Source organism: Pseudomonas rhizosphaerae (genome assembly GCF_000761155.1).
In the GTDB taxonomy this organism is placed as follows: domain Bacteria; phylum Pseudomonadota; class Gammaproteobacteria; order Pseudomonadales; family Pseudomonadaceae; genus Aquipseudomonas; species Aquipseudomonas rhizosphaerae.
This window is the reverse complement of record NZ_CP009533.1, coordinates 1,800,241-1,825,953: the sequence shown is the minus strand read 5'-3', so window position 1 is coordinate 1,825,953 and position 25,713 is coordinate 1,800,241. Positions and strand designations below refer to the sequence as shown.

Annotated in this window: 24 protein-coding genes and 2 pseudogenes; 18 read left to right on the top strand and 8 right to left on the bottom strand. The window is 64.1% G+C overall.

The window, feature by feature from the left end; translation table 11 throughout:
• The first annotated feature begins 389 nt into the window (after positions 1 to 389).
• Both LT40_RS08240 and LT40_RS08235 read left to right on the top strand, forming a co-directional pair.
• Positions 390 to 1,616, top strand: coding sequence for an MFS transporter (locus LT40_RS08240; RefSeq protein ID WP_043188725.1), 1,227 nt, complete (start codon positions 390 to 392; stop codon positions 1,614 to 1,616).
• Between the two features lie 149 nt (positions 1,617 to 1,765).
• Positions 1,766 to 2,038: a hypothetical protein gene (locus LT40_RS08235; protein ID WP_043188722.1), complete on the top strand. Its 273-nt coding sequence runs from the start codon at positions 1,766 to 1,768 to the stop codon at positions 2,036 to 2,038.
• An 87-nt stretch (positions 2,039 to 2,125) separates the two neighbouring features.
• Here the strand turns inward: LT40_RS08235 and LT40_RS08230 are convergent, their stop codons facing one another.
• Positions 2,126 to 3,079 (bottom strand): FecR family protein, encoded by a 954-nt coding sequence (locus tag LT40_RS08230; RefSeq protein WP_237749292.1) that lies wholly within the window; start codon positions 3,077 to 3,079, stop codon positions 2,126 to 2,128.
• 48 nt (positions 3,080 to 3,127) lie between these two features.
• Positions 3,128 to 3,646, bottom strand: a complete 519-nt coding sequence (locus tag LT40_RS08225) for a sigma-70 family RNA polymerase sigma factor (protein ID WP_043188717.1) — start codon at positions 3,644 to 3,646, stop codon at positions 3,128 to 3,130.
• A 183-nt stretch (positions 3,647 to 3,829) separates the two neighbouring features.
• Between LT40_RS08225 and LT40_RS08220 the strand changes: the two genes are divergently transcribed.
• The 14 genes from LT40_RS08220 to LT40_RS08155 all read left to right on the top strand — a co-directional run bounded on the left by LT40_RS08220 (position 3,830) and on the right by LT40_RS08155 (position 19,022).
• Entirely contained in the window at positions 3,830 to 6,286 is a 2,457-nt protein-coding gene (locus tag LT40_RS08220; protein ID WP_237749291.1) for a TonB-dependent siderophore receptor, read from the top strand.
• A gap of 25 nt (positions 6,287 to 6,311) precedes the next feature.
• Positions 6,312 to 7,892, top strand: a complete 1,581-nt coding sequence (locus tag LT40_RS08215) for a PepSY-associated TM helix domain-containing protein (RefSeq protein WP_052393335.1) — start codon at positions 6,312 to 6,314, stop codon at positions 7,890 to 7,892.
• A gap of 74 nt (positions 7,893 to 7,966) precedes the next feature.
• Positions 7,967 to 8,638, top strand: a complete 672-nt coding sequence (locus LT40_RS08210) for a GntR family transcriptional regulator (RefSeq protein ID WP_043188713.1) — start codon at positions 7,967 to 7,969, stop codon at positions 8,636 to 8,638.
• 133 nt (positions 8,639 to 8,771) lie between these two features.
• Entirely contained in the window at positions 8,772 to 9,716 is a 945-nt protein-coding gene (locus LT40_RS08205; RefSeq protein ID WP_043188711.1) for a 4-hydroxyproline epimerase, read from the top strand.
• The gene (locus LT40_RS08200) at positions 9,713 to 10,828 is read left to right on the top strand and encodes an NAD(P)/FAD-dependent oxidoreductase (RefSeq protein ID WP_043188707.1); all 1,116 of its coding nucleotides are present in this window, start codon (positions 9,713 to 9,715) and stop codon (positions 10,826 to 10,828) included. The genes LT40_RS08205 and LT40_RS08200 overlap by 4 nt, the downstream gene beginning before the upstream one ends.
• Positions 10,821 to 11,054: a (2Fe-2S)-binding protein gene (locus LT40_RS08195; protein ID WP_043188705.1), complete on the top strand. Its 234-nt coding sequence runs from the start codon at positions 10,821 to 10,823 to the stop codon at positions 11,052 to 11,054. The genes LT40_RS08200 and LT40_RS08195 overlap by 8 nt, the downstream gene beginning before the upstream one ends.
• Complete coding sequence (locus LT40_RS08190) at positions 11,054 to 12,310, top strand: NAD(P)/FAD-dependent oxidoreductase (protein WP_043193468.1); 1,257 nt, start codon at positions 11,054 to 11,056, stop codon at positions 12,308 to 12,310. The genes LT40_RS08195 and LT40_RS08190 overlap by 1 nt, the downstream gene beginning before the upstream one ends.
• A gap of 72 nt (positions 12,311 to 12,382) precedes the next feature.
• Positions 12,383 to 13,132: an AraC family transcriptional regulator gene (locus LT40_RS08185; protein ID WP_043188701.1), complete on the top strand. Its 750-nt coding sequence runs from the start codon at positions 12,383 to 12,385 to the stop codon at positions 13,130 to 13,132.
• Positions 13,133 to 13,354: 222 nt separating this feature from the next.
• Positions 13,355 to 14,173, top strand: coding sequence for an ABC transporter substrate-binding protein (locus tag LT40_RS08180; protein ID WP_043188699.1), 819 nt, complete (start codon positions 13,355 to 13,357; stop codon positions 14,171 to 14,173).
• A gap of 10 nt (positions 14,174 to 14,183) precedes the next feature.
• Entirely contained in the window at positions 14,184 to 15,956 is a 1,773-nt protein-coding gene (gene lhpI, locus LT40_RS08175; RefSeq protein ID WP_043188698.1) for a cis-3-hydroxy-L-proline dehydratase, read from the top strand.
• Positions 15,949 to 16,629 (top strand): amino acid ABC transporter permease, encoded by a 681-nt coding sequence (locus LT40_RS08170; RefSeq protein WP_043188697.1) that lies wholly within the window; start codon positions 15,949 to 15,951, stop codon positions 16,627 to 16,629. The genes lhpI and LT40_RS08170 overlap by 8 nt, the downstream gene beginning before the upstream one ends.
• A gap of 10 nt (positions 16,630 to 16,639) precedes the next feature.
• Positions 16,640 to 17,290 carry an amino acid ABC transporter permease gene (locus LT40_RS08165; RefSeq protein WP_043188696.1) on the top strand — a complete coding sequence of 217 codons (651 nt, stop codon included), beginning with the start codon at positions 16,640 to 16,642 and terminating at the stop codon, positions 17,288 to 17,290.
• Positions 17,283 to 18,005, top strand: a complete 723-nt coding sequence (locus tag LT40_RS08160; RefSeq protein WP_043188694.1) for an amino acid ABC transporter ATP-binding protein — start codon at positions 17,283 to 17,285, stop codon at positions 18,003 to 18,005. Before LT40_RS08165 ends, LT40_RS08160 begins: the two co-directional genes overlap by 8 nt.
• A gap of 99 nt (positions 18,006 to 18,104) precedes the next feature.
• Complete coding sequence (locus LT40_RS08155) at positions 18,105 to 19,022, top strand: dihydrodipicolinate synthase family protein (RefSeq protein ID WP_043188691.1); 918 nt, start codon at positions 18,105 to 18,107, stop codon at positions 19,020 to 19,022.
• Between the two features lie 57 nt (positions 19,023 to 19,079).
• Here LT40_RS08155 and LT40_RS08150 read toward each other — a convergent pair whose 3' ends face one another.
• Both LT40_RS08150 and cynS read right to left on the bottom strand, forming a co-directional pair.
• Positions 19,080 to 19,553, bottom strand: a complete 474-nt coding sequence (locus tag LT40_RS08150; RefSeq protein ID WP_043188688.1) for a nuclear transport factor 2 family protein — start codon at positions 19,551 to 19,553, stop codon at positions 19,080 to 19,082.
• A 10-nt stretch (positions 19,554 to 19,563) separates the two neighbouring features.
• Positions 19,564 to 20,031 carry a cyanase gene (gene cynS / locus LT40_RS08145; RefSeq protein ID WP_043188684.1) on the bottom strand — a complete coding sequence of 156 codons (468 nt, stop codon included), beginning with the start codon at positions 20,029 to 20,031 and terminating at the stop codon, positions 19,564 to 19,566.
• A gap of 127 nt (positions 20,032 to 20,158) precedes the next feature.
• Between cynS and cynR the strand changes: the two genes are divergently transcribed.
• Together cynR and tspO are read left to right on the top strand one after the other, a co-directional pair.
• Complete coding sequence (cynR, locus tag LT40_RS08140; protein WP_043188679.1) at positions 20,159 to 21,055, top strand: transcriptional regulator CynR; 897 nt, start codon at positions 20,159 to 20,161, stop codon at positions 21,053 to 21,055.
• Positions 21,056 to 21,154: 99 nt separating this feature from the next.
• Positions 21,155 to 21,595, top strand: coding sequence for a tryptophan-rich sensory protein TspO (gene tspO, locus LT40_RS08135; protein WP_043188676.1), 441 nt, complete (start codon positions 21,155 to 21,157; stop codon positions 21,593 to 21,595).
• Positions 21,596 to 21,622: 27 nt separating this feature from the next.
• Here tspO and LT40_RS22000 read toward each other — a convergent pair.
• The 4 genes and pseudogenes from LT40_RS22000 to hmpA all read right to left on the bottom strand — a co-directional run.
• Positions 21,623 to 22,138 (bottom strand): annotated as a pseudogene (locus tag LT40_RS22000) (methyl-accepting chemotaxis protein); the annotation flags it as partial.
• A 339-nt stretch (positions 22,139 to 22,477) separates the two neighbouring features.
• Positions 22,478 to 23,248: pseudogene (locus LT40_RS21995) on the bottom strand (MCP four helix bundle domain-containing protein); the annotation flags it as partial.
• Between the two features lie 141 nt (positions 23,249 to 23,389).
• The gene (locus LT40_RS08125; RefSeq protein WP_043188669.1) at positions 23,390 to 24,475 is read right to left on the bottom strand and encodes an NAD(P)H-dependent flavin oxidoreductase; all 1,086 of its coding nucleotides are present in this window, start codon (positions 24,473 to 24,475) and stop codon (positions 23,390 to 23,392) included.
• A gap of 35 nt (positions 24,476 to 24,510) precedes the next feature.
• Complete coding sequence (gene hmpA, locus LT40_RS08120; protein WP_043188664.1) at positions 24,511 to 25,698, bottom strand: NO-inducible flavohemoprotein; 1,188 nt, start codon at positions 25,696 to 25,698, stop codon at positions 24,511 to 24,513.
• Between the last annotated feature and the right edge of the window lie 15 nt (positions 25,699 to 25,713).

Sequence of the window (25,713 nt, the reverse complement as noted above, 5' to 3'; positions counted from 1 at the left end):
GACGCCGCGGTATTTCTGGGAGACCGCGGCGAGGCCTTCGTGGGCAGAGCCCACTCCCACACAGAGCCCACTCCTACACAGTAGATGCCCCAACCCCCTGTGGGGTGCCCCAACCCCTGTGGGAGCGGGCTCTGCCCGCGAAGAAGACGCCGCGATGTTTCCGGGAGACCGCGGTGAGGCCTTCGTGGGCAGAGCCCACTCCTACACATTAGATGCCCCACTCCCACAGGTGGGCTCTCATCTTGCGTGGGGCGCCGGATCGATCTCACTGATGATCACTATCAAGCCCCCCGCCTCCCAGCTCGCTGCAACCCTCCCCTATAATCGCCGCCAATTCCCCGCTCTCCGCGCCTGTCCGCAGGCGACCTGCCCTTTTGGAACCGATTCCCATGCCAACCCCCCACGCGGCCGCCTCCGGCCTTTCCGAAGCCAAGCCGCAGAGCGTCAAGCAGCAGTGGCTGGCGATTCTGTCGGTCGCCGTCGGCGCCTTCGCTCTGGTGACCAGCGAATTCCTGCCGGTGGGCGTGCTCAACGATGTCGCCAGCGACCTGGGCATCAGTGCCGGACATGCCGGCTTGATGGTCACCCTGCCCGGCATCATGGCTGCCCTCGCCGCACCGTTGCTGTCGGTCGGCATCGGCGCCATGGACCGCCGCTACCTGCTCACCGGCCTGACGCTGATCATGATCATCGCCAACTGCATCGTGGCCTTCGCCAGCGACTTCAATGTGTTGCTGTTCGGCCGCGTGTTGCTGGGCGTCAGCATCGGCGGCTTCTGGGCCACCGCCATTGCCCTGAGCGGCCGATTGGCGCCCAAGGGTGTCGGCGTGGCCAAGGCGACGTCGATCATCATGATGGGGGTGACCCTGGCGACGGTGCTGGGCGTGCCCGTGGGCACCTGGCTCAGCGGTTTGATGGGCTGGCGCATGACCTTCTTGGTCACCGCGCTGGTGGGTATACCGGTGCTGCTGGCGCAGATATTCCTGTTGCCGCCGCTGCACCCGGATCGGGCCATTCGCGTCAATGACCTGCCTGCGCTGTTCAGGAACCCCCAGGCGCGGGTGGGTTTGATCGCCGTGCTGCTGATCGGTCTGGCGCACTTTGCCGCGTACACCTATGTCGCGCCATTTTTCAAACAAAGTGCCGGGTTCGACGGGTCGACCATCGGCTCGCTGTTGCTGCTCTACGGCATGGCCGGGGTGCTGGGCAACGTGTTCGCCGGGTTCGCTGCCAACCGCAACGTGCGCTACACATTGCTGCTGGTGGCCCTGATGATCGGCACCAGCACCGCCCTCTTCCCGCATTTCGCCACCAGCCTTGTCGGCGCCGCGATGCTGATCGCTCTGTGGGGGTTTGCCTTTGGCGCGTTCCCGGCCTGCTCCAGCATCTGGATGTTCGTGGTCGCGCCCAAGGACGTCGAACGCGGTATGCCACTGTTCGTTGCGCTGTTCCAGGTGATCATCGCGCTGGGGTCGTTTTTCGGTGGGCAGATCGTCGACCAGTTGGGCAGCTCGGTGCTGCTGAGCCTGGCTACGGCCTTGGTCGGCGCAGGTTTTGCGACGGTGCTGGTGCTGGGTCGCAAGGTCAGCAACAACGCGGTGGCCCAACCCTGCTGAGCCCGTGTGCGCTGAGGATCCCGGCAGGATTCTCAGCGCACCTGCGCAGATCGCAAAAAAATTTTGAACTGCCTTTCCAGCCGCTCACCTAATGATCAGCTTGTGAATATTCCCACAGGCACTGTGTCAATATCGGCACTCTCCGAGAGGTGGTCAACGTGGCTAAAGACGAAAAGAAAACCAAAAGCGACGCTTCGAAAGCCAGCAAGGAATTGAAGGACAAAAAGTCTTCGCCGGAAAAGAAATCTGCTGCAGCTTCCGCACTTTCGAAGTCCTCCGACAAGGACAAGAAAGACAAGAAGAAAGATGTAGAGCCGAAGAAAACTGCGAAGAAAGCCGATAGCAAGCCGGAAAAGGCCGAGAAGGCCAAGAAGTCCGACAAAGTTGAAAAAGCAGAAAAGCCTGCGAAGAAAAAAAAGTGACATTCGTTGTCTGCTAGGGCCTCGTGCCCTAGCTTTCCCTCGGTATTCCCTCGCATTCCCCCGTTGTCAACGCTGTTCGATACCCCCTCACGCACGCGTCTGATTCACCACCACCACGGTCAGCCAAGGCATCCGATAGATTCGTACCGGTTGGGTACGCGCCAGCACATCGAGCATGCCAGGCACGTCGTCAAGGTTGAATACGCCACTCACTGCAGTGCTCGGCAGGCTGCCGGCGATGACCAGTGAGCCCGGCAGGTAACGCTCGATATCGGCGAACACCTCGGCCAGCGGCTGACGGTTGAAGATCAGCTTGCCGCGTTGCCATGCCGACGCTGTGTCCAGGTCCAGGACCGCGGTCGGCGAAGGCGCTTCTCCCGCCATGTAAGCCAGGCGCTGGGCCGCTTTCAACGGCACCACCGCGCCGCCGGACGTGACCTTCACTTCCCCCTCCGTTACTCCCACGCGTACGTGTTCGCCCTGGCGGTCGACATCGAAGCGGGTACCTACCGCCTGCACCTTGCCGCCCGAGGCCTGCACCACGAACGGCCGCAGGGCATCCTTGCTGACCTGAAACAAGGCTTCGCCCTTGAACAGGCTGATTTCCCGTTGCGTGGCGGAGTAGTGAACCGACAGCGCCGAGCCGCTGTTCAACCAGACCTGGCTGCCGTCTTCGAGGGTCAGTGCGCGGCGTTCACCGACCGCCGTCGCATAGTCGGCGAAATGCACCTTGGCCGGCTCGCTCAGCCCGGTCAGTGCCAGTGCACCGAGCCCGGCCGCCAGGGCTGCCCAGCGCAGCGGCCGCCGCTGGGGCCGTGCGGGTGGGACGAAGGTCTGCACCGTGCGAGTCTCGGGCAGCGCCTGCCAGATCTGTTCGGCCAGTCGTGCTGCCGCTTCGTGCTCCGGGCTCAGCAGGCGCCAGCGGGCAAAAGCGTCACGGTCCGCGTCGCTGGCATGGCCCGAGGTCAGGTGCACCCACTGCTCGATGGCCTGGTCTTCCAGTTCGATGGCAGCAGCAGTCGGGGTCATGGGCTTGGTCATGGTGATGGGCTCGCAAACGTCGCCGGAAGGACGTCAGTACCGTGCATTCTAGAGGCACTCCGACTGACGAAGCCAATCGCGGCAGTGACGCATGGCGAGCACCAGGTACTTGCCCACCGAACTTTGCGAAACCCCCAGGCGCGCAGCGATCTGCGCGTGGGTCAGGCCTTCGAGCCGGCTGAGCAGCAATGCCAGGCGTGCATTGCTGGGCAAGCGATGCAAGGCGTGGTCGAGCTGTTCGATGGCTTCGGCGGCCAGGAAGGATCGCTCCGGGGAGGCCATGGGATCGCAGGGTTCCTCGTCGGATTCCTCGCCCTGCAGCGCGCAGTAGCGCCGTTCCTGACGCAGGCGGTCGATGGCCAGGTTGCCCGCCACCCGGAACACGAACGCGCGCGGTTCGAGAATCTGCGCCGTGTCGGCCAGCCCGGCCAGGCGCACATAGGTGTCCTGCGCCACATCGGCAGCCTTCTCCACATTTCCCAGGCGACGTGCCAGAAAGGCCAACAGGTCGGCGTAGTGCTCCTGAAAGACCATCAGCAAAGGGTTGGAGTTGGGTGACACGGACATGCGCACGGCCCCGGCGGTTAAGCGGCGCATCCTATCCCAATTGAGAACGCTTATCATCAGAATGGCGGATGATAATGAAAATAATTTCAATCTGGACGGCAAGGTTGGCCTATGTCGGTCGTCGTTGCAGAGAGAACCCTGATTCTCGGGCATTTCATCTCCATTCGATAACGGACGTTTCAGATGCAGGCACGTTTTCCGCACTTCGCTCCCGCCGCCGGTCGCACCCTGACCCTGGCGCTGCTGCTGGCCATGACGACCGGCTTGCCGACGTTTTCACTTTCGGCACAAGCGGCCGAAGCCAGCACGGCGCTGGACCTGCAATCGGTCGAGCAGTCGCTGGACCAGGCGCTGACCCGGTTGGCGGACCAGGCCAACGTGCGGCTGATCTTCAACTCGGCGGACGTGGCCAACCTGCGTGCACCTGCCTTGAAAGGCCGCTATACCCTCAGCCAGGCCATGGAAATCCTGCTGCGCGGCAGCGGCTTTACCTGGCAACTGCTCGACGAGCGCACCCTGGTGCTGCAGAAGCTGCCGGCCCGCGATGACCCGGCCATGGCCCTGGGCGCGACCACGGTCAATGCCCTGAACGACCTGGGCAGCACCACCGACGGTACTGGTTCCTACACCACCGGCAGCAGCAGTACCGCCGCCAAGCTCAATCTGAGCCTGAAGGAAACCCCGCAGACCGTCAGCGTGGTCACCCGTCAGCTGATGGACGACAAAAAGCTCACCAGCCTGGACAAGGTGCTCGAACAGACCCCAGGCATCACCTTCCAGTACCGCAACTTCGGTGGCCACGTGTACACCTCGCGCGGATTCTCGCTGCTGGCGGAAAGCTTTCTGGTCGACGGCGTTCCCGGTCAGGGTTACCAGATCACCGGCTGGATGAAGCCCGACACCGCCATCTACGATCGGGTCGAAGTGTTGCGCGGCGCGGCCGGTTTGCTGGTGGGCGCCGGTGAGCCGGGTGGCGCGGTGAACCTAGTGCGCAAGCGACCGACCGCCGAACCACGGCTGACGGTTCAGGCCAGTGCCGGATCCTGGGACCGCTACCGCATGGACCTGGACGCCAGCGGCAAGCTCAACGATACCGGCAGCGTGCGCGGCCGACTGGTCACCGCCTATGAAGACAACGGCTCCTACCTGGACGAGCGCAACACGCGCACGCCGCTGGTGTACGGCATCGTCGAGGCCGATCTGAACCCCGACACCACCGTGAGCCTGAGCCTGCGTCATCAGCAGAACGTCATCAACGGCTATTCGATCTACGGCCTGCCGCGCTACAGCAACGGCAACGCGCTGGACATCTCGCGCTCCACTTCCCTGGTGCAGGACTGGAACCGGCACGAAAGCGAGATGAGCGAGGCGTTCGCCGAAATCGAACATCGCTTCAATGAGCGCTGGTCGAGCACCACCTCGGTCACCGTGTCCCAGGGCAGCTTCGATCAGCAGATCGCCTACGCGCGACGCGCCATCAGTCCGGTGACCAACACCGGTTCGGTGTTCCAGGGGGCACTGTTCCGCCAGGACGAAGTCACCAGCACCGGCCTGGACAGCCATGTCAGCGGCAATTTCGACGCCTTCGGCCTGACCCATGATGTGACCGTGGGCGGCACCTGGTCGCGGCAGGAAGCCACCACCCAGCAAGCGACCGCCAGCCTGCGCAACCAAGCGCTGAACATCTTCGATGTCGACCACCACGCCATCGCCAAGCCTGCCCGGCCGGCCTGGACCACCGACATCGACATGACCGAGGAGCGTGCCGGCCTGTACGCCAACTCGCGGCTGCGCCTGAGCGAACCGCTGAGCCTGGTGCTCGGCGGCCGCGCCAGCTGGTACGACTACACCTACGACATCAAGCGCGGCGCCGCCCTGCCCTACGAGTCCAAGGTGACGCGCAAGGTCACGCCCTATGCCGGTGTGATCTACGACCTCAACGACGACTGGTCGTGGTACGCCAGCTATGCGGAAATCTTCAACGCCCAAGGCAACTACGTCGACACCCGCGGCACGCCGCTCTCGCCTTCCGAAGGTGACAACTACGAAACTGGTATCAAGGGCGCTCTGTTCGACAACCGCCTGAACCTGTCGATGGCACTGTTCTACATCAAGCAGACCAACGTCGCGCTGGTGGACCTGGCCAACACCAACTGCACCAGTAACGACTCCGAGGGCACCTGCTACGTCAATGGCACCATCAAGCGCAGCAAGGGCATCGACCTGGAAGCCAGCGGCGAGATCCTGCCGGGCTGGCAGGTGTTCGGCGGCTACACCTTCAATCTGCTGCGCAACAACACCGAGGACGTCGAGGTTGCCTACGAGACGCCCAAGCACATGCTGCGCCTGCAGACCAGCTACAACCCGCCGGGCGCCTGGGACCGGCTGACCGTCGGTGGCGGCGTTTCGGCGCAGTCCTACTACAAGGCTTCGTCGACCACCGGGCTGGATTTCGGCAGCCAGGGCTACGCGATCTGGGATGCGCGGGTGGCCTGGAAGCTGGACGAGCACTGGAAAGTCCAGCTCAACGCCGAAAACCTGTTCGACAAGCGCTACTACACCACGGCCGTGGCAGTCGACCGCTCGAACGTCTTCGGCGAGCCGCGCAGCTACATGCTGACCTTGCGGGGCGATTTCTGATCGCATCGGTGCAGGGCGCAGTGCAGTGAAGGGTACGCTACGCCGGTCGATGGCCTGGCTGCACACCTGGTGTGGCCTGGTGTGCGGCTGGGTGCTGTGCGTGATTTTCCTCACCGGTTCGCTCAGCGTGTTCCGCGAACCCATCACCCGCTGGATGGAGGCGCAGCCGATTGCCGCATCCGACGCTGCGGGCTCGGTGGACGAGGGGCGCGCCGTAGCGCAGGCGCAGCGCTACCTCGCCGTGCATGGCGCTGGCGCACGGCTGTGGCGGGTGCAGTTGCCGGCCCATCCGGGCGAAGCCGTACGCCTGCTCTGGCGCGACGGCAGTGGCATCCAGCAGATCGCCCTGGACCCTGCTCGCGGAACGCCAGTGTCGCCAGCAGCGCTGCGCCAGACCGAAGGCGGCCGGCACTTCATGTCGTTCCACTACATGCTGCAGTTGCCGTTGCTGGGGTTCTGGATCGTCGGCGCACTGACCGTCGGCTTTCTGGTGGCACTGGTGTCCGGGGTGGTGATCCACCGGCGCATCTTCGCCGACTTCTTCACCTTCCGGCCGGGCATCGGGCCACGTTCCTGGCTCGATGCACATAACGCCGCGGCCGTACTGACCCTGCCATTCCTGCTGATGATCGCCTACACCGGCCTGTGCATCTTCGCCAGCAGCTACATGCCGTGGCCTGTGCAAGCGGTGTACGGTGCGGACGATAGCGCCTATGCACGCTTCACCTCCGAGCTTGCCGCTGAACCAGCTGTGGTCGGTTCCATGGCGCAGCCGACCGGTCCAGCTCCGGATTGGGCAGGTCTTCTGGAAAAGGCGCGCATGCTGACCGGGCAACCGGCGCAGATGCTGCTGGTGAACGCGCCCGGCTCCGCCAACGCACGCGTACGCATCATCGGACGTGCGGACCCGAGGCAACCTTCCTCCAACCTGTTCACGGCCCAGGCCAGCGTGCTGTTCGACGCCGCCAGCGGCGCGGTGCTGCAGATCCAGCGGCCCGACCCGGCCAGCATGTCCATGGGCGCGCGGATCAAAGGCGTGATGCGCTCCCTGCACTTTGCCGATTTCGGCAGTTGGGCATTGAGGTGGGTTTACTTCACCAGCGGCTTGCTGGGCACCGCGATGATGGTAGCCGGTATGTTGCTGTTTTCGATCAAGCGACGGATCAAGGGTCAGCACGAATTCGGTGACGCCACGCGACGTTTCTATCACTGCGTCGAAGCCTTCAATGTGGTGTGCAGCGTCGGCATCGGCCTGGCGTGCTGCGGCTATTTCTATGCCAACCGGCTGCTGCCCCTCGAGTTGGCGGACCGTAGCCGATGGGAAATACGCAGCTTCCTGCTGATCTGGGCGGCGACCTTGCTGCACGCTCTGTGTCGGCCCCGCCAGCGGGCATGGACCGAGCAACTGGGCCTGGCGGCGCTGCTGTGCCTGTGCCTGCCGCTGCTCAACCAGTGGACCACCGGCCAGGCGCTGTGGCACTACGCACGGGTCGGCGATTGGCAACGCGCAGGCGTGGAGGCGGTGTCCCTGGGCTTCGGCGCCCTGCTCGCTTTCGCCTTGGTGAAGCTGTACCGGCACCATCGGCGGCAGGGCTCGTCGCGCTAGGCCGATGGATGCCGAGTCAACCCGGCGCAAAAGCGTATACCCTATACGCTCAATCCCTCGAATGACCCAGTGACGTGGCCCAGACCAAACTCAACGCGCCGGACCTCGGCAACTCGCCTTCGACCTCGGAGATCATCACTCGGCACCTGCGCGACGCGATCGTCGCCGGGCACTTTGCCGAAGATGAACCGATCCGCCAGGACGACATCGCGCGCCAGTTCAATGTCAGCAAGATCCCCGTGCGCGAAGCGCTCAAGCGCCTCGAAGCCGAGGGCCTGGTGATGTTCCAGCGCAACCGCGGGGCCATGGTCACGCGCTTGTCGGAAGCCGAGCTGGCGCAGATGTTCGAAGTGCGCATGCTGCTGGAAGACAAGGTGCTGCGCCTGGCCATTCCGAACATGACCGAGGCGACCTTCGTCCGCGCCGAGAGCATCTGCCGCGAGTTCATCGGTGAGAACGACGTGGGCCGCTGGGCGGAGCTGAACTGGGCGCTGCACGCCTGCCTCTACGAACCTGCGCAGCGGCCGTTTCTGGTGGGCATGATTCGCTCGGTCAACGACAAGCTGGAGCGTTACCTGCGCATGCAGATGAGCCTGTCGGCCGGCAAGGATCGCGCCGACCACGAGCACCGGGAGATTCTCCAGGCCTGTCGCGCGGGCGACGTCGAGCTTGCCGTGCGCCTGCTGGACGAACACATCGCCGGGGTCTGCCAGACCCTGTTCGAGCACCTGCCCAGCGCGCGTTGAAATCGTCCTGGGAACCGGCCAATAAAATCAGCCACTGTGCCGAATTCGTCATCGGCACGCGTTAAATCGCTCAAGCCCCACCGCCTCATCTGCGCCACGCTAGGGTTCACTGAAACGACTCGACGAGTGGCCCATGAACCGCATTGAAGTGATCGACTCGCACACCGGGGGTGAACCCACGCGCCTGGTGATCGGCGGTTTCCCCGAGCTCGGCACGGGCAGCATGGCCGAGCGCCGACAACGGCTTGCCGAACACCACGATGCCTGGCGCGCCGCCTGCGTGCTGGAACCGCGTGGCAGCGACGTGCTGGTGGGCGCGCTGCTGTGTACGCCCGTGGACCCCAGCGCCTGCGCCGGCGTGATCTTCTTCAACAACACCGGCTACCTGGGCATGTGCGGCCACGGCACCATCGGCCTGATTGCCTCGCTGGCCCATCTGGGCCGCATCGGTGCGGGTATGCACGCCGTCGAGACACCGGTGGGCACCGTTCAGGCGACACTGCATGACGACGGTTCGGTCAGCGTGCGCAACGTGCCGGCCTATCGCTACCGCAAGGATGTAGCACTGAACGTACCGGGCTTCGGCCCGGTCGTGGGCGACATCGCCTGGGGCGGCAACTGGTTTTTCCTGATCGCCGAGCATGGGCTGGCTGTCAGCGGTGACAACCTCGAAGCCCTCACGGCCTACACCGTCGCCGTGCAAAGGGCGCTCGAGGATCAAGGCTTACGCGGCGAAGACGGTGGCCTGATCGACCACATCGAACTGTTCGCCGAGGACGAGCAGGCCGACAGCCGCAACTTCGTGCTGTGCCCGGGCAAAGCCTACGATCGATCGCCCTGCGGAACCGGGACCAGCGCCAAGCTGGCGTGCCTTGCAGCCGACGGCAAGCTGCAGCCCGGCCAGATCTGGCGTCAGGCCAGCGTCATCGGCAGCACGTTCGAAGGGTCCTACGAGCCGCTGGAGCCGAGCGCCGATGGGCGGGTGGTGCCGACCATTCGCGGGCAGGCGTATGTGAGCGCCGAAGCCACGCTGATTTTGCACGGTAACGACCCCTTCGCCTGGGGCATTCGCCTGTGAGCACGCAGGCCGTGGCCGACGCCATTGTGATCGGCGCGGGCATCGTCGGCGCCGCCTGCGCCCAGGCGCTCGCCAAACGTGGCCTGAACGTTCAGGTGCTGGACGCCGGACAGCCCGGCGCCACGGCGGCTGGCATGGGCCACCTGCTGGTGCTCGACGACAACGCCGCCGAACTGGCGCTGAGCCAATACTCGCTCAGGCGCTGGCGCGAGATGGCCTCGGCGCTGCCTCAGGGCTGTGCGTACCGCAGCAACGGCACCCTCTGGCTGGCTGCGAACGATGAGGAAATGGCCGTTGCCGAGCACAAGTTCAAGGTGCTGCGCGAGCATGGCGAGGCGTGCGAAATCCTTGGTGCGACCGCCCTGCGCGCGCGTGAGCCGCTGTTGCGCGAGGGCCTGGAAGGCGGTCTGTTGATCAAGGGCGACGGTATTGTGTATGCACCGGCGACCGCGCAGTGGATGCTCGACCATCCCTTGATTCGTCAGCAACACGCCACGGTCATTGAGGTGGACGGCCACCGTGTGCGCCTGGCCGACGGTCAATGGCTGAGCGCCGATCTGGTGCTGTTGGCCAATGGCATCCAGGCCACCGCGCTGTGCCCCGAGTTGCCCGTGCAGGCCAAGAAAGGTCATCTGGCGATCACCGACCGCTACCCCGCGCAGATCACCCATACGCTGGTAGAGCTGGGCTACGTCACCAGCGCCCACACCGCCAGCGGCCCGTCTACGGCCTGCAACATCCAACCGCGCCCGACCGGGCAATTGTTCATCGGTGCTTCGCGACAATTCGACACCACCGAGCCTGACGTCGAAGGCTGGATGCTCGCCAAAATGCTCAGGCGCGCGGCCGAGTATGTCCCTGCCCTGAACGACATGAACGTGATTCGTGCCTGGACCGGTTTCCGCGCGGCCAGCCCGGACGGCTTGCCCTTGGTGGGTGAGCATCCACAGCGTCCGGGCCTGTGGCTGGCGGTGGGTCATGAGGGCTTGGGGGTGACGACCGCACCGGCGACCGCCGACCTGCTGGTGGCGCAACTGTTCGACGAATCGCTGCCGCTGGCCGCAGCACCGTACCTGCCACAGCGTTTTCTCGGAGCATGTGCCCATGCCTGAATTGACTGTGAATGGTCGCACACTGCGTGTGGCTGCAGGCACCAGTGTCGCAGCCGCGCTGGCGATCGCCGGTGACGGCTGCACGCGGACCTCGGTCAGCGGCCAGCGGCGTGCGCCCCTGTGCGGCATGAGCATCTGCCAGGAGTGCCGGGTCACCATCGACGGTTCCCGGCGCCTGGCGTGCCAGACGCACTGCCGCGACGGCATGCAGGTGCACACCTCATGATGAACGAACACGCCGAGGTCCTGATCATCGGTGCTGGCCCCGCTGGCCTCCATGCGGCACTGGCAGCAGCACCCAGCGGGGCTCGCATTGTGCTGCTCGACGACAATCCGGCCCCCGGTGGACAAATCTGGCGCGACGGGCCCCACGCCGCGTTGCCGACTCAGGTGATTCGACTGCGTGAGCGCTTGCAGGGATATAGCAATGTGCAGCTCCACACCGCCACCCGAGTGATTGCCCGGCCCGCGCCCTACCGCTTGCTGGTGGAGAACGAGGAGCGCGGCTGGATCATCGACTATGCCAAGCTGATCCTGTGTACCGGCGCCCGTGAGCTGTTGCTGCCCTTCCCCGGTTGGACACTGCCCGGCGTGACCGGCGCGGGAGGTTTGCAGGCTCTGGTCAAGGGCGGCCTGCCCATCGCGGGCGAGCGTGTGGTCGTCGCGGGCAGCGGTCCGTTGCTGCTGGCCAGCGCCCACACCGCGCAAAAGCAGGGCGCTCGGGTGATCCGCATCGCCGAGCAGGCCAGCACCGGCGCTGTCGCGCGCTTCGCAGCGCAGTTGCCACGCTGGCCGCACAAGGCGCTGCAAGCACTGCAACTCGGCTCAGCGGTGTATCGCGCCGACAGCTACGTACTGGCCGCGCTCGGCAGCGAACGGCTCGAAGGCGTGCGCCTGATGCAACGGGGGCGAACCGTGGAAATACCGTGTGAGCGACTGGCCTGTGGCTTCGGCCTGGTGCCCAACACGCAGTTGGGGGAGGCCCTGGGCTGTGCGTTGCAGGCTGGAACCATTGCCGTCGATGGCTGGCAGGCGACTAGCCTGGCCGATCACTTCGCCGCCGGCGAATGCACCGGTTTCGGCGGCAGCGAGCTGGCTTTGGTCGAAGGCAGCATCGCTGGGCACGCTGCGGTCGGCGATCAAGCCGCAGCCGCACAGCTTTGGTCGCAGCGCAGCCATTGGCAGGGCTTCGCCGCCGTGCTGAACCGCGCGTTCGCCCTGAGGCCGGCGCTCGCCACCCTGTGCGAACCGGACACACTGGTCTGCCGCTGTGAAGACGTGCCCTACGCGGCCGTTCAACCACATGGCTCCTGGCGCGAGGCCAAGCTGGCCACCCGCTGCGGGATGGGCGCCTGCCAGGGCCGGGTGTGTGGTGCTGCCACCGCGCAGCTGTTCGGCTGGCAGCCGTCCACACCTCGCCCGCCCTTCAGCCCGGCCCGGATCGCGACCTTGCTCTGCATCGACGACCACCCGCCTACTTGATCCCATCGCCAGCACTTTGCGCAGCGGGCCGGGGGCACTATGCTCCGGGCGTCCTTTCCGGAGCCTGACGCCATGCTCGCCGCCCTCGTTCCTGCCAGTCCCTGCCACCTGCCCGACCTGCTGGTCAGCCTGCAACCGTTGGCGCCACTGCTCGACGCCTTGGCCGACGTGGTGTTCTTCATCAAGGACGACGCCGCTCGCTATGCCTTCGTCAACACCACCCTGGCCCGGCGTTGCGGGTTCAAGACCCACCGGCAACTGTTGGGCCTGACCGCCGAGCAGGTGTTCCCGGCGCGCTTTGGCTCGCTGTACACCGAACAGGACCGCAAGGTCCTGAGCAGTGGCCGCGAGTTGGCCGACCAGTTGGAGCTGCACCTCTATGACGGCAATCAGCCGGTATGGTGCCTGACCCACAAGATCGCCCTGCACGACGAGCAAGGTCGCATCGTCGGTCTGGCCGGCATCTCTCGAGACCTGCAACTGCCGCAATCCAGTCATCCTTCGTTCCAGAAAGTGGCGGCGGTGGATGCGCACATCCGCGCCCACTTCCATCGCCCGATCAGCCTGGCGGAACTGACGGCGATTGCCGGGCTGTCGGTCGCGCAATTGGAGCGGCACTGCAAGCGGATCTTCCAGCTCACCCCGCGCCAGCTGATCCACAAGGCGCGCCTGGAAGAAGCCTCGCGCCTGCTGCGCGAAGAAGACCTGCCCATCACCGACATCGCCCTGCGCTGCGGCTACACCGACCACAGTGCATTCAGCCGACAATTCCGCGCCTTGACGCATTTGTCACCCAGTTTGTATCGCGATAGTCATCGCTGATGTTCCGTTAGCGGGCAGTGACGCTGGCGATGCTCCCTTATGTAACACCCCAGATTGGATCTCGGAAACGCGAAGGCATGCTCGTACCCACCTGAAACGTGTCTGGTTCAAGCTTCCTTGAAATCATCCAGTGACAAAGGCGAACAGGCACGGCTGTTGCATTTCAAATATCGTATACGAAATCTCATCGGTCATTCCTGCACTATCCCATCCGAGGTTCCCATGCAAACACCCGCCTTCGCCGTAGCCCTTACCGCTGTGCTCAGTAGCGCTTTCATGGCAACCGCCCAAGCCGACAAGCTGGACGACATCGTCGGCTCCGGCAAACTGCGCTGCGCGGTGACGCTGGACTTCCCGCCCATGGGTTTTCGCGACAGCGCCAACAAACCCGCCGGCTTCGACGTCGATTACTGCCATGACCTGGCGAAGGTGCTCGGCGTAGATGCCGAAGTCGTCGAGACGCCATTTCCGGATCGGATTCCGGCGCTGATCTCGGGGCGTGCCGACGTCATCGTGGCGTCCACGTCGGACACCTTGGAGCGGGCCAAGACCGTTGGCCTCAGCGTGCCCTACTTCGCCTTCCAGATGGTCGTGCTCACCCGCGACGACACGGGCATCAACGGTTTCGACGACCTCAAGGGCAAGGCACTGGGCAACACCAGCGGCACCTACGAGGCCATAGCCCTGGAAAAGGACGTGAAGAGTTGGGGTGGCGGCAGCTTCCGTGCCTACCAGTCGCAGAACGACACCATCCTGGCCGTCGCCCAGGGCCACATCCAGGCCACCGTGGTCACCAACACCGTAGCTGCCGCCACCTTGAAATCCGGCAAATACAAGAACCTCAAAGTCGCCGGCAATGCGCCCTACGTGATCGATTACGTTTCCCTTGGGGCCAAGCGCACCGAGTATGGCTTGCTCAACTACCTCAACCTGTTCGTCAACCAGCAAGTGCGCAGCGGTCGCTACAACGAGCTGTTCGTGAAATGGGTCGGCACCGAGATTGCGCCCACCAACCTCACCGTCCCCAACGTCTACTACTGAGGTGACGACCATGCCCGGCATCGCCAGTGGACGCCGCCTGATCGACGGCAGCGCGCAGGGTGCCCTGCTGTTCGCCGACACTGGCCTGAGTTTCTGGGGCGGGGTCGACCCCAGCAGTGGCGAGGTCATCGACCGCCACCATCCGCTCAGTGGCCAGAGCGTGGGAGGCCGGGTGTTGGCGATTCCCGGCAGTCGTGGCTCCTGCACCGGCAGCAGCGTGATGATGGAGCTGATCGCCAACGGTCATGCCCCGGCGGCGCTGGTGCTGGCCGAAGCGGACGAGATTCTGACCCTGGGGGCGCTGGTGGCGCAGCATTTCTTTGGCCGCTCCCTGCCGGTGCTGTGCGTCGGCCACGAAGCCTTCGCCACCTTGCGCGGCCAAGGCTGGGCGCGGCTCGAAGGCGGCTCTGTGAGCCTCTACAACAACATGCCGGAAGACGATTGGCAGCCTTGCCAAACCCCAGCCCAGGACGACCCCGCCGAAACCGGCTTTGAACTCGACCACCGCGACCATGAACTGCTCGAAGGCACCCATGGCAAGGCAGCGCAGGTGGCGATGCAGATCATCCTGCGCATGGCGCGCCTGCAAGGCGCCCGGGAACTGATCGACATCACCCAGGCGCACATCGACGGGTGCATCTACACCGGCCCGGCGAGCCTGCGGTTTGCCGAGCAACTCGTACAGTGGGGCGCGCAGGTGCGCGTACCCACTACCCTGAACGCGATCTCGGTGGACCAGCGTCGCTGGCGCGAACTGGGTATCGACCCGGCCCTGGGCGAACCTGCCAGCGCCTTGGGCGATGCCTACATGGCCATGGGCGCACGCTTGAGTTTCACCTGCGCGCCTTATCTGCTCGACAGTGCGCCACAGCTCGGCGAGCAAGTGGTGTGGGCCGAGTCCAACGCCGTGGTGTACGCCAACAGCGTGCTCGGCGCACGTACCCTCAAATACCCCGACTACCTCGACATCTGCATCGCCCTGACCGGCCGCGCGCCGTCGATCGGCTGCCACCTCACCGGGCAACGCCAGCCGCAACTGCGCATCGCGGTACCGGCCCTGACGGAACGGGACGACAGCTTCTACCCGTTGCTGGGCTATCACATCGGCGCCCTCTGCGGCAGTCGCATTCCCCTGATCGACGGTCTGCAACACCTGCGCCCCGGCCTGGATGACCTCAAGGCGTTCGGCGCCGCGTTCGCCACTACCAGTGCCGCACCGATGTTTCACATGGCCGGGGTCACGCCGGAAGCATCTGACCCAGCGTGCTCGATCGATTCGTCAGGGACGCTGCCACATCTATCGATCACGCCCCTCGACCTGCTGGCGAGCTGGAAGGAACTCAACAGTGCCTGGGATCCGCAAGTGCGGATGATCTCCCTGGGCAATCCGCATTTTTCCCTCAGTGAGTTTGCCCGCCTGGCTGAGCTGTGCCGAGGCCGGCGCAAGCACCCGGACGTGGTGCTGGCCATCACCTGCGGCCGAGCGGTGCTGGAGCAAGCGCGCGCAGCCGGTCACTTGACCGTGCTCGACGCCTTCGGCGCAACGCTGATCACCGACACCTGCTGGTGCATGCTGGGCGAACCGGTGATTCCCATAGGCACACGCTCACTGATGACCAATTCAGGCAAGTTCGCCCATTACGCGCCGGGCCTGGTCGGGCGCAGTGTGCATTTCGCCAGCCTGGCCGTCTGCGTCGACAGCGCGTGCAGCGGCAGCACCTGTGGTGAACCGCCCGCCTGGCTGTACGCCGCCAGCCCAGTGGAGCGCTCGAACCATGTTTGACTACACCTTCCAATGGCGGGCCGCGTGGCGCGCCCTGCCCGACATGCTGCAGGGCGCCTGGGTCACGTTCGAAACCGCCGCGCTGTCGATGATCTTCGGTGTGCTGATCGCGCTGCTGCTGACCGTGATGCGCGCAGGCTCCGAACGGACGTTGCGCGGCCGGGTGCTGCGCGGCATCGGCGACGGCTGGGTGTCGATCGCGCGCAATACCCCATCGCTGTTCCAGATCTACATCCTTTACTTCGGCCTGGGTTCCATGGGGCTGCACGTCAGCTCCTGGCTGGCGCTGCTGGCCGGCATCACCTTCAACAACGCCGGTTACCTGGCGGAAAACTTCCGCGGCGGTCTCAAGGCAGTGCCCGACACGCAGATGCGTGCTGCACGCTCGCTGGGCATGAGCGCCTTTCAGGCGTACCGGATGATCATCGTGCCGCAACTGTTGCGCGTGGTGTTCTACCCGCTCAGCAATCAGATGGTCTGGGCGGTATTGATGACCTCGCTGGGCGTGGTGGTCGGGCTCAACGACGACCTCACCGGCGTCACCCAGGACTACAACGTGAAGACCTTCCGCACCTTCGAGTACTTCGCCATGGCCGCGGTGCTCTACTACCTGATCGCCAAGCTGATCGTCGGCCTTGCCCGGCTGTTGAGCTGGCGTCTGTTTCGCTACTGAGGAGCGGCGCATGTTTTCTACCAGCCTCACCGCGACAGACCTCGTGTACATGCTCGACGGCGCCTGGGTGACCCTGCAACTGACGTTCTGGGCAATCCTGCTGGGCTCCTTCGGCGGTTTGCTGTGCGGCCTGCTGCGCGCCCTGGCGCCGCGCGCCAGCCTGCCCCTGGCCTGGGTGCTGGACGTGTTTCGCAGCGTACCGTTGCTGATCCAGTTCGTCCTGCTCAATTCGTTCAAGAGCATTGCCGGGCTGGACATCAGCGCCTTCAGCGTCGGCTGCATCGTACTGGGGGTTTACGCCGCCGCGTATTTCACCGAAATCGTGCGCAGTGGCGTGCTGGCCGTGTCGCCGTCGGTACGCCGCGCCAGCCGCTCGCTGGGCCTGAGCTACTGGCAGGACCTGCGCTACATCGTCTTGCCAATGGCCACCCGCGTAGCCTTCCCCGGTTGGCTGAACCTGGTGCTGGGCGTCATGAAAGATACCGCGCTGGTGATGTGGATCGGCATCGTCGAACTGCTGCGCGCCTCGCAGACCATCGTCACGCGCATACAGGAACCGCTGCTGGTGCTGTGCATCGCCGGCCTCATCTACTACGTCATGAGCCTGGTGGTCGCACGCCTAGGCGCTCGTCTGGAAAGAAGGTGGCAGGAAAATGATTGAGATCGACAACGTACACAAATCCTTCGGCGAGCTGGAGGTCATCAAGGGCGTCAGCCTGACGGTGAGCAAGGGCGAGGTGGTGTCCATCATCGGTGGCTCGGGTTCGGGCAAGTCCACCCTGCTGATGTGCATCAACGGCCTGGAGCCGATCCAGCGGGGCAGCATCCGGGTCGATGGCATCGAGGTCCACGACAGCAGCACCAACATCAATCGGTTGCGGCAGAAAATCGGCATCGTCTTCCAGCAATGGAATGCCTTTCCGCACCTGACGGTGCTCGAGAACGTCATGCTGGCGCCGCGCAAGGTGCTGGGCAAGAGCAAGGATGAGGCCGAGGCGCTGGCCGTGCGGCAGCTGACCCATGTTGGCTTGGGCGACAAGTTCAAGACCTTCCCCGGCAAGCTGTCGGGTGGCCAGCAACAGCGCATGGCGATCGCCCGGGCGCTGGCCATGTCGCCCGACTACATGTTGTTCGATGAGGCCACCTCGGCGCTCGATCCGCAGTTGGTTGGCGAAGTGCTCGACACCATGCGCATGCTGGCGGAAGACGGCATGACCATGGTGCTGGTGACCCACGAAATTCGCTTCGCCCGCGATGTGTCCGATCGCGTCGCCTTCTTCCGCAACGGCCTGGTGCATGAGATCGGCAGCCCGGATCAGGTCATTGGCAATCCATTGCAGCCGGAAACGGCTGCGTTCCTGAAGTCAGTCAAATAACCGCCAGCAGGCAATAGCCCGACGCGTGCACAACCCGCTTTATCAACACCGCTAAGTCTAAACGTATACGAAATACACTTAATCCCTGGAGACATTCAAATGAGCAAGCGCATCAACTGGAGTGGCGTATTCCCGGCCGTCACCACCCAATTCAACGATGACTTTTCCATCAATCTGGAGAAGACCCACCAAGTGATTTCCAATGTGATCCGCGACGGTGTGTCCGGCCTGGTGGTCTGCGGCTCGGTGGGCGAGAACACCTCGCTCACCGCCGAAGAAAAGATCGCCGTCACGGAAGTGGCCGTCGACGCTTCCGGTGGGCGCGTGCCGGTCATCTGCGGCGTGGCCGAATTCACCAGCGTCGCGGCGGCGAAGACGGCCAACGCCGTTCGCCAGGCCGGGGTCGATGGCGTCATGTTGATGCCAGCGCTGGTGTACGGCTCGAAACCCTTCGAAACCGCCGAGCACTTTCGCTACGTGGCCAGGCACGCCGACGTGCCGTTGATGGTCTACAACAACCCGCCGATCTATAAGAACGACGTGACTGCCGACATCCTCATATCCCTGGCTGACTGCGACAACGTGGTGTGCTTCAAGGACTCATCAGGGGATACCCGGCGCTTCATCGACGTGCGCAACGAGGTGGGCGACCGCTTCGTGCTGTTCGCAGGCCTGGACGACGTCGTCCTTGAAAGCATCGCGGTGGGTGCCGAAGGCTGGGTGTCGGGCATGTCCAACGTCTTCCCGCAGGAAGGCGAAACCATCTTCCGCCTGGCCAAGGCCGGACGTTTCGCCGAAGCCATGGAAATCTACCAATGGCTGATGCCGATCCTGCACCTGGACGCCCGTGCGGACCTGGTGCAATGCATCAAGCTGTGCGAAGCCATCATGGGCCGCGGCAGCGCCCTGACCCGCCCACCCCGCCTGGCCCTGCCAGAGGAAGACCGCCTGTTCGTCGAGCGCATCATGGCCAAGGCCTTGGCCAACCGCCCCACCCTGCCCGACGTCGGTCTCTGAATCACGGCCGGGCCAGCTGGCTCGCCTGCCCTCGTTATCCCGACAGCGAACGCTTGGTCAAAGCCCCAGATCACTCAAGCCTGGGTGATCGTCGGGGCGGCGGCCCAGGGGCCAGTGGTATTTGCGTTCGGACTCGGCGATGGGCAAATCGTTGATGCAGGCGAAGCGCCGTTGCATGAGTCCGTTGGCGGCGAACTCCCAGTTCTCGTTGCCATAGGAGCGAAACCAGTTGCCCGAATCATCGTGCCATTCATAGGCGTAACGCACGGCGATGCGGTTGTCGGCGAAGGCCCAGAGTTCCTTGATTAGCCGGTAGTCCAGTTCCTTGCGCCACTTGCGTTCGAGAAACGCCTGGGCCTGGGCGCGGCCTTCGATGAACTCGCTGCGGTTGCGCCAGTAGGTGTCCTGGGTATAGGCCAGCGCCACTTTGGCGGCGTCTCGCGAATTCCAGCCGTCCTCGGCACCGCGAACTTTGCGGGTCGCGGTTTCGAGGGTGAACGGTGGCAGTGGCGGGCGTGTTTCTTCGCTCATGTCGAGGATCCTAGAAGGGTTTGTAGGGCAGGAACTTACCATCCAGTGTAATCACCGCGCGCGAGCCGCCCTCGGGATCGTCGACTTTCTTGATGTCGAGCTTGAAGTTGATCGCGCTGATGATGCCGTCACCGAATTGCTCGTGCACCAGCGCCTTCAAAGTGGTGCCGTAGACCTGGACCATTTCGTGGAAGCGATAGATGGTCGGATCGTTGGATACGTCTTCGGCGTTGCCGCGTAGCGGTATGGTCTGCAACTGCGTCACCGCTTCCGCATCCAGGCCCAGGCGTTCAGCCACAACTTCCGCCACCGCCTCAGGCAGTGGATGCTGACCCAACAAAGCGGCGGTCACATACACCGTGCTCAATCCGGTGCCTTCGGCCAATCCCGCCCAAGTCAGATTGTTCGCGGTCTTGGCCTGCAGCACTCGCTCGGTCAGGGTCTGGCGTGGTGCCTTGGAAACGTTGCTCTGGGACATGGTCGATTCTCCGAATGGAAACGCAAGTTCAGGGGGTAACGCCTGGACGCACAGAATCAACAAAACCCACCATAATGACCAAGACTCATTTCAGATCATGTCCATAATTTTAGCTTATGGTGAAACCGTGCTGCTACGTCATATCCGCTACCTGCTGGCCGTCGCTGATCACGGCAGTTTCACCCGCGCAGCCGAGGCGCTGCATGTCTCCCAGCCAGCGTTGTCGCAACAGATAAAACAGCTGGAGCTGAGCATGGGCGTGCCGCTGTTCGACCGTAGCGGTCGGGGCATCGTCCCTACCGACGCCGGACGCGTTTATCTGGAACATGCGCGACGCTCGCTGACGGAGCTGGATGCGGGCCGGCGTGCGGTAATGGACGTCAGCGATCTTTCGCGCGGCCAGTTGCGCCTCGGCGTCACGCCGACCTTCAGTGAATACCTGGTGGCGCCGCTGATCGACCGCTTTTCCGCGCGTCATCCTGGCGTGGCGATCAGCCTTACGGAAATGTCGCTGGAACAGATCCTCGATGCCCTGGCCCGCGATCTGCTGGATGTGGCCATCGGCTTTACCGGCGAGCATGGCGCCGACATCGACGCGCAACCGCTGTTCGAGGAGAAACTGTGTCTGGTCACGGCAGGCTCGAGCCTGAACACGGGTCAGCAAGGAGCACTGGCGTTGGACAAGGTGTTGACCGTGGCCGACCTGAAGGCGCTTCGCTTCGCCTTGCTGGCGCCAGCGTTCGCCACGCGGATCTCGGTGGATGCTTGGTGCCGCAAACAGCGCTTCACGCCCACTATCGCCCTGGAAGCCAATTCGATCGCCATATTGCTCAAGGTCATCAAGCAAGGGCGCATGGTGACCATCCTGCCCGACGCCATCGTGCGCGAGCAGCACGACCTGCGCGAGCTTCGCACCAGCCCCGTGCTGCCCAGGCGAACGGCGGCCTTGTTACGTCGCAAGAACGGCTATCGGAGCGCCGCCGCCGACGCGTTCGCCAAGCTGGTCAAGGAATCGCACGACTGATGACACCGACACACCGGACACAAACTTTTCCCTGATTCAGGCGTCAGCTTGATAGCGACTTTTCGCGACTGCACTTTCATCATTGCACAGGGACTTACCATGGTTTTCTTCATCTTCCTGCTGGCCTGCGCCGCCGCGGCCAGCACCGGTGTCATCTTCAAGCCCGGCCAGTGGTATGCCTCGTTGGTCAAGCCGCGGTTCACCCCGCCGAACTGGGCGTTCCCCTTGGCCTGGACGGTGATCTACCTGTTGCTGGCCTGGGCGGGCTATCGACTGACCCAACTGCCGGGCAGCGAGACGGTGCTGGCACTGTGGGCCGCACAGATCGCCCTCAATACCCTGTGGACGCCGGTATTCTTCGGCGCCCACCGGCTGCTGGCCGGTCTGGTGATCATCGTCGTGCTGTGGCTGGTAACCGCTGCCATGGTGGTGTTGGCCATCCGCCTGGACCTCATCTCGGGGCTGATCCTGTTCCCCTACCTGGCCTGGCTCTGCGTAGCGGCAGCGCTGAACTTCTCGATCCTGCGCAACAACCGCTGACCCCAGGCTGGGTTGGCCAGCGTGGGCTCAGATCGCGAATTCACCGACCATGGCCGTCAGGCCCACCGCCAGTCTCGACACCTCGCCGCTGGCGGTAGCGGTTTGCGTGGCCCCTGCCGCGCTCTGGATCGACAGGTCCCGGATGCTGATGATGTTGCGATCGATTTCCCGTGCCACCTGGGCCTGCTCTTCGGCAGCTGTCGCGATCACGGTATTGCGTTCGCTGATCAGGTTGATCGAAGCGGAAATCTGATTGAGGGAGGTGCTGGCGTGCTGCGCCACGGCCGAAGAATCGCTGGCCATCTGCTGGCTCTGCTCCATGGCCTGCACGGCCTGGACCGAATCGGTCTGCATCGAACCGATCATTTTTTCGATTTCCTGGGTGGATTGCTGGGTACGATGGGCCAACGCGCGGACCTCGTCCGCCACCACGGCGAAACCGCGGCCCTGCTCACCGGCGCGGGCTGCTTCGATGGCCGCGTTCAAGGCCAGCAGGTTGGTCTGTTCGGCAATGGCGCGGATCACCTCGACCACGGTGTTGATCTCCCGCGCCCGTGACGACAGCTGCTTGACCTGGTCACTGGTGCTGCCCACGTTCGTCGCCAGCGCCTGGATGGCCGTCAGGGTCTGCTCGACCTTGCCCAGCCCGTCCCTGGCCAGCGACTGCGTGGTGGCGGATGCATCGGCGGCTTCTGCGGCGTTGCGCGCTACCTCGTCGACCGCCGAGCTCATCTGGGTGACGGCGCTGGCCGCCTGGTTGACTTCATCGTTCTGGCGCACCAGCCCACGACCGGACTCTTCGGTCACGGCGGTCATCTCTTCCGCTGCCGCCGCCAGTTGGTTGGAGCTGTCGGAAATGTGCGCGATGGTCTGACGCAGGTTGGCCTGCATCTGGGCCAGCGCCGTGAGCATACTGGCGGCTTCGTCCTGCCCGACCACGACGATCTGCTCGGTCAAGTCCTTGCGTGCGATGCGCTGGGCAATCTGTACGGCTTCCTTAATGGGCTGCGCAATACTGTGGATCAGCAGCGCAGCCAGGACGATGGTCACCAGCACTGCTGCTGCCATCAGCCCCAGTACCCAGCTGCGCCCCGCCTCGAAGGTCGCGGCCGCAGCATCGCCAGCATCGGTCGCACCGCGGTCGTTCAGGGCCATGAGTTCGTTGACCTTGCCTTCGAGCCTGTTTGTCAGCGGCCGAATGGTCGTGTTGATCAGGCCGGTGGCCGAGGTGGCGTCGGCGTTGCGCAGCATGGGTTCGAGTTGGCCCAGTAGCTGGTCGTACGCCGCCGCATCGGAACGTATGGATTCATACAGCTTGCGGTCATCATCGCTCGCCACGGTACTTTCGTAGTGTTTCACGGCGTCCAGGAAAGCAGTGCGATAGCCGGCGAACGCGTTGACCGTCTGCTCGCGCAGCGCGGCGTCGGTGGTGGTGGCACCGCGCAAGCTTTCCAGCCGCAACCTCAACAGCCCGCTGTTCATCTGACCTGCGTCGCGAATACCCAGCATCCAGTTGGTTTCCACGTCCTGTTCGGCCTCGTACAGCTTGTTCATCTGGACCAGGGAAATACTGCCTAACAAGATTACGACCACAACAACGGCCGAGAAAAATGCGATAGCGCGAGGGGCGAGATTGAGGCGTCTGATGATCATGCAGGATTCCATTGCGATCAGGGGTTGATGCCATCTGTCATCGGCCTGCAAGGCAAACTCTTGAGTCGCGGGGCTGACTGGATTGCCGCAACGGCAGCGGGTAGCCTTCCTCCCTGAAAGTCGCTTCTGGCGCTCGTTTCGCTATGGCAACGACGCGAGAGCTGAGACCTCGCCCATCTCGTCAGCCAAGGTTTGTATCAATTGCGCAGCCGGCATCGCTCGCGCCAGCGGCGCGCCCTGCCCCGCCCACTGCGCGGCAAATTCATGACTACCCTTGAGCACGGCAGCGGCATGCAGCGCCTTGGCCGCATCGTAGGCCAGCGGATATTCGGCTGCCTGCGGCAATGGCTCCGACGAGCCTTCCAGGTACAGTCGGTTGACCAAACCCCGCGCGGGTCGGCCGGACAGATAGCGGGTCACCCGAGTGTCATGCGCCTTGGCGGAGGCGAGTGCGGCCCGATGCTGCGGCGTGGCCGAGGACTCGGGACAGAGGATGAACGCGGTGCCAAGCTGCGCGCCGCAGGCACCGAGGGCCAGCGCCGCGTCGATGCCGGCCCCGTCCATGATGCCACCGGCGGCTATCACCGGCAGGCTGAGCTTGGTCGTCAGCACGCGCAGCAGCGCGAACAGTCCCAACGCCTGGTCCTGGTTCGGCGAGTCGTCGAACACGCCCCGATGCCCTCCTGCCTCATAGCCTTGGGCCACGATGGCATCGATCCCGGCGTCTTCAAGCCACCGCGCCTCTTGAAGAGTGGTAGCACACCCTAGTGTGACGATGCCCGCGCCTCGCAGTTGCTCGATCCAATGGGGTTCGGGCACGCCAAAGTGGAAGCTGACCACCCGCGGTCGCTCGGCGAGCAGCACGTCGAGCATTGCACGGTCATCCAGAAAACTGGTGTAGATCTCGCGCAGCGCTGACGGCGGCACGGCATCGAATTCGGCAAACCAGGGCGCCAGGTGCGCCAGCCAGGCAGTGTTGCGCGCGTCGTCGAAACGCGCGGGTGCATGGCAGAACAGGTTGACATTGAAGGGCCGGTCGGTCAGCGCGCTGGTCTGACGGATCAGCGTTCGTGCCTGCTCCGGCGTGCTGGCGCCCAGGCCAATCGAACCCAGGGCGCCGGCATTGCTTACCGCAGCCGCCAACGTGGGGTTGGAGACCCCGACCATGGGCGCCTGAACGATGGGCAGCCGCACGCCGACGTGGCTCCAGAAACGAAGATTGCGCATTGCACCGACCTCTTCAAAGGGTTGCAGCGAGAAGCTTACGCCAAAGCCTGGGCAGGGCCGAAAAATTCATGGCGGGCCTGTGGGTCGGGTACGCCCAGGTCATGCAGCGCGTTTTTCATGAACTCCATGAACGGCGTCGGGCCCAGGAAGTAGGCGTCCACGTCACGGTCGGCGGGTAGCCAGGCTTCCAGGTGGGCAACGCTCGGCATCCCAATGGCATCCGGGGTGCAGGCATCGCGATCGGTCGCTTGACCGTACACGACATGGCACTGGAACTGCGGATAGCGTTGTCGCCATGCCTGCAACAGCTGTGAAAACCCATGCACCTGGCCGTTGCGGGCGTAATGGATGAACGTCACAGGCCGAAGGCCCGCTTCCAGCGCCTCGGCGGCCATCGCCAGCGTGGGCGTGATTCCCACGCCGCCGCTGATGAACACGAGCGGTCGGGCCTGATCGTTGAGCGTGAAGTTTCCGGCCGGCGGAAACAGTTCGAGCAGGGAGCCTTCCTCGACATGATCGTGCAGGTACGTCGAGGCCACGCCTCCGGCTTCACGCTTGACGCTGATGCGGTAGTGGACGCCATTGGCCTGTTCGCTCAATGAATAGTTGCGACGCACCTCCTGGCCGTCGATCATCAGGCGCAGGCCGATGTACTGCCCGGCTGCGTGCTTGATGACCGGCTGGCTGTCGGTGGGCACCAGGTAGAACGATGTGATCTCGGCGCTTTCGACTTCCTTGCTTGCCACTCGGAACGACCGCGCACCACGCCAGCCGCCGGGTGCGGCGGCAATAGCGTCGTAGGCATTGGCTTCGCCTTCGATGAGGATGTCCGCCAACTGCTGATACGCCGCTGCCCAGGCTGCGATGACTTCATCCGTGGCGACGGCGGTCCCCAGCACTTCGCGGATGGCTTGCAGCAGGCAGGTGCCGACGATCGGGTAATGCTCCGGAAGGATCTGCAACGACACATGCTTGTTGATGATCCGACCCGCCAGCTCGCCCAGGTTCTCCAGCTTGTCGATGTTCCTGGCGTACATCAGCACACCATTGGCCAGCGCCCGGGGCTGTGCACCGTTGACTTGGTGCGCTTCGTTGAACAAGGGTCGCACCTGCGGATAGGTATCGAGCATGAGCCGGTAGAAATGGGTGATGAGCGCCTCGCCGCCGGTTTCCAGAACCGGCACGGTCGCTTTGATGATGTTGCGTTGGGCAGAAGTCAGCATGGTTCAGCTCCGGAT

Excerpts from the sequence above, each read along its gene's own strand:
- hmpA (WP_043188664.1), bottom strand. The coding sequence starts at position 25,698 with ATGCTGACTTCTGCCCAACGCAACATCATCAAAGCGACCGTGCCGGTT.
- lhpI (WP_043188698.1), top strand. The coding sequence starts at position 14,184 with ATGCCCGGCATCGCCAGTGGACGCCGCCTGATCGACGGCAGCGCGCAG.
- LT40_RS08170 (WP_043188697.1), top strand. The coding sequence starts at position 15,949 with ATGTTTGACTACACCTTCCAATGGCGGGCCGCGTGGCGCGCCCTGCCC.
- LT40_RS08155 (WP_043188691.1), top strand. The coding sequence starts at position 18,105 with ATGAGCAAGCGCATCAACTGGAGTGGCGTATTCCCGGCCGTCACCACC.
- LT40_RS08225 (WP_043188717.1), bottom strand. The coding sequence starts at position 3,646 with ATGTCCGTGTCACCCAACTCCAACCCTTTGCTGATGGTCTTTCAGGAG.
- LT40_RS08150 (WP_043188688.1), bottom strand. The coding sequence starts at position 19,553 with ATGAGCGAAGAAACACGCCCGCCACTGCCACCGTTCACCCTCGAAACC.
- LT40_RS08240 (WP_043188725.1), top strand. The coding sequence starts at position 390 with ATGCCAACCCCCCACGCGGCCGCCTCCGGCCTTTCCGAAGCCAAGCCG.
- LT40_RS08165 (WP_043188696.1), top strand. The coding sequence starts at position 16,640 with ATGTTTTCTACCAGCCTCACCGCGACAGACCTCGTGTACATGCTCGAC.
- LT40_RS08185 (WP_043188701.1), top strand. The coding sequence starts at position 12,383 with ATGCTCGCCGCCCTCGTTCCTGCCAGTCCCTGCCACCTGCCCGACCTG.
- LT40_RS08195 (WP_043188705.1), top strand. The coding sequence starts at position 10,821 with ATGCCTGAATTGACTGTGAATGGTCGCACACTGCGTGTGGCTGCAGGC.
- LT40_RS08180 (WP_043188699.1), top strand. The coding sequence starts at position 13,355 with ATGCAAACACCCGCCTTCGCCGTAGCCCTTACCGCTGTGCTCAGTAGC.
- LT40_RS08125 (WP_043188669.1), bottom strand. The coding sequence starts at position 24,475 with ATGCGCAATCTTCGTTTCTGGAGCCACGTCGGCGTGCGGCTGCCCATC.
- tspO (WP_043188676.1), top strand. The coding sequence starts at position 21,155 with ATGGTTTTCTTCATCTTCCTGCTGGCCTGCGCCGCCGCGGCCAGCACC.
- LT40_RS08220 (WP_237749291.1), top strand. The coding sequence starts at position 3,830 with ATGCAGGCACGTTTTCCGCACTTCGCTCCCGCCGCCGGTCGCACCCTG.
- LT40_RS08190 (WP_043193468.1), top strand. The coding sequence starts at position 11,054 with ATGAACGAACACGCCGAGGTCCTGATCATCGGTGCTGGCCCCGCTGGC.
- LT40_RS08205 (WP_043188711.1), top strand. The coding sequence starts at position 8,772 with ATGAACCGCATTGAAGTGATCGACTCGCACACCGGGGGTGAACCCACG.
- LT40_RS08230 (WP_237749292.1), bottom strand. The coding sequence starts at position 3,079 with ATGACCAAGCCCATGACCCCGACTGCTGCTGCCATCGAACTGGAAGAC.
- cynS (WP_043188684.1), bottom strand. The coding sequence starts at position 20,031 with ATGTCCCAGAGCAACGTTTCCAAGGCACCACGCCAGACCCTGACCGAG.
- LT40_RS08160 (WP_043188694.1), top strand. The coding sequence starts at position 17,283 with ATGATTGAGATCGACAACGTACACAAATCCTTCGGCGAGCTGGAGGTC.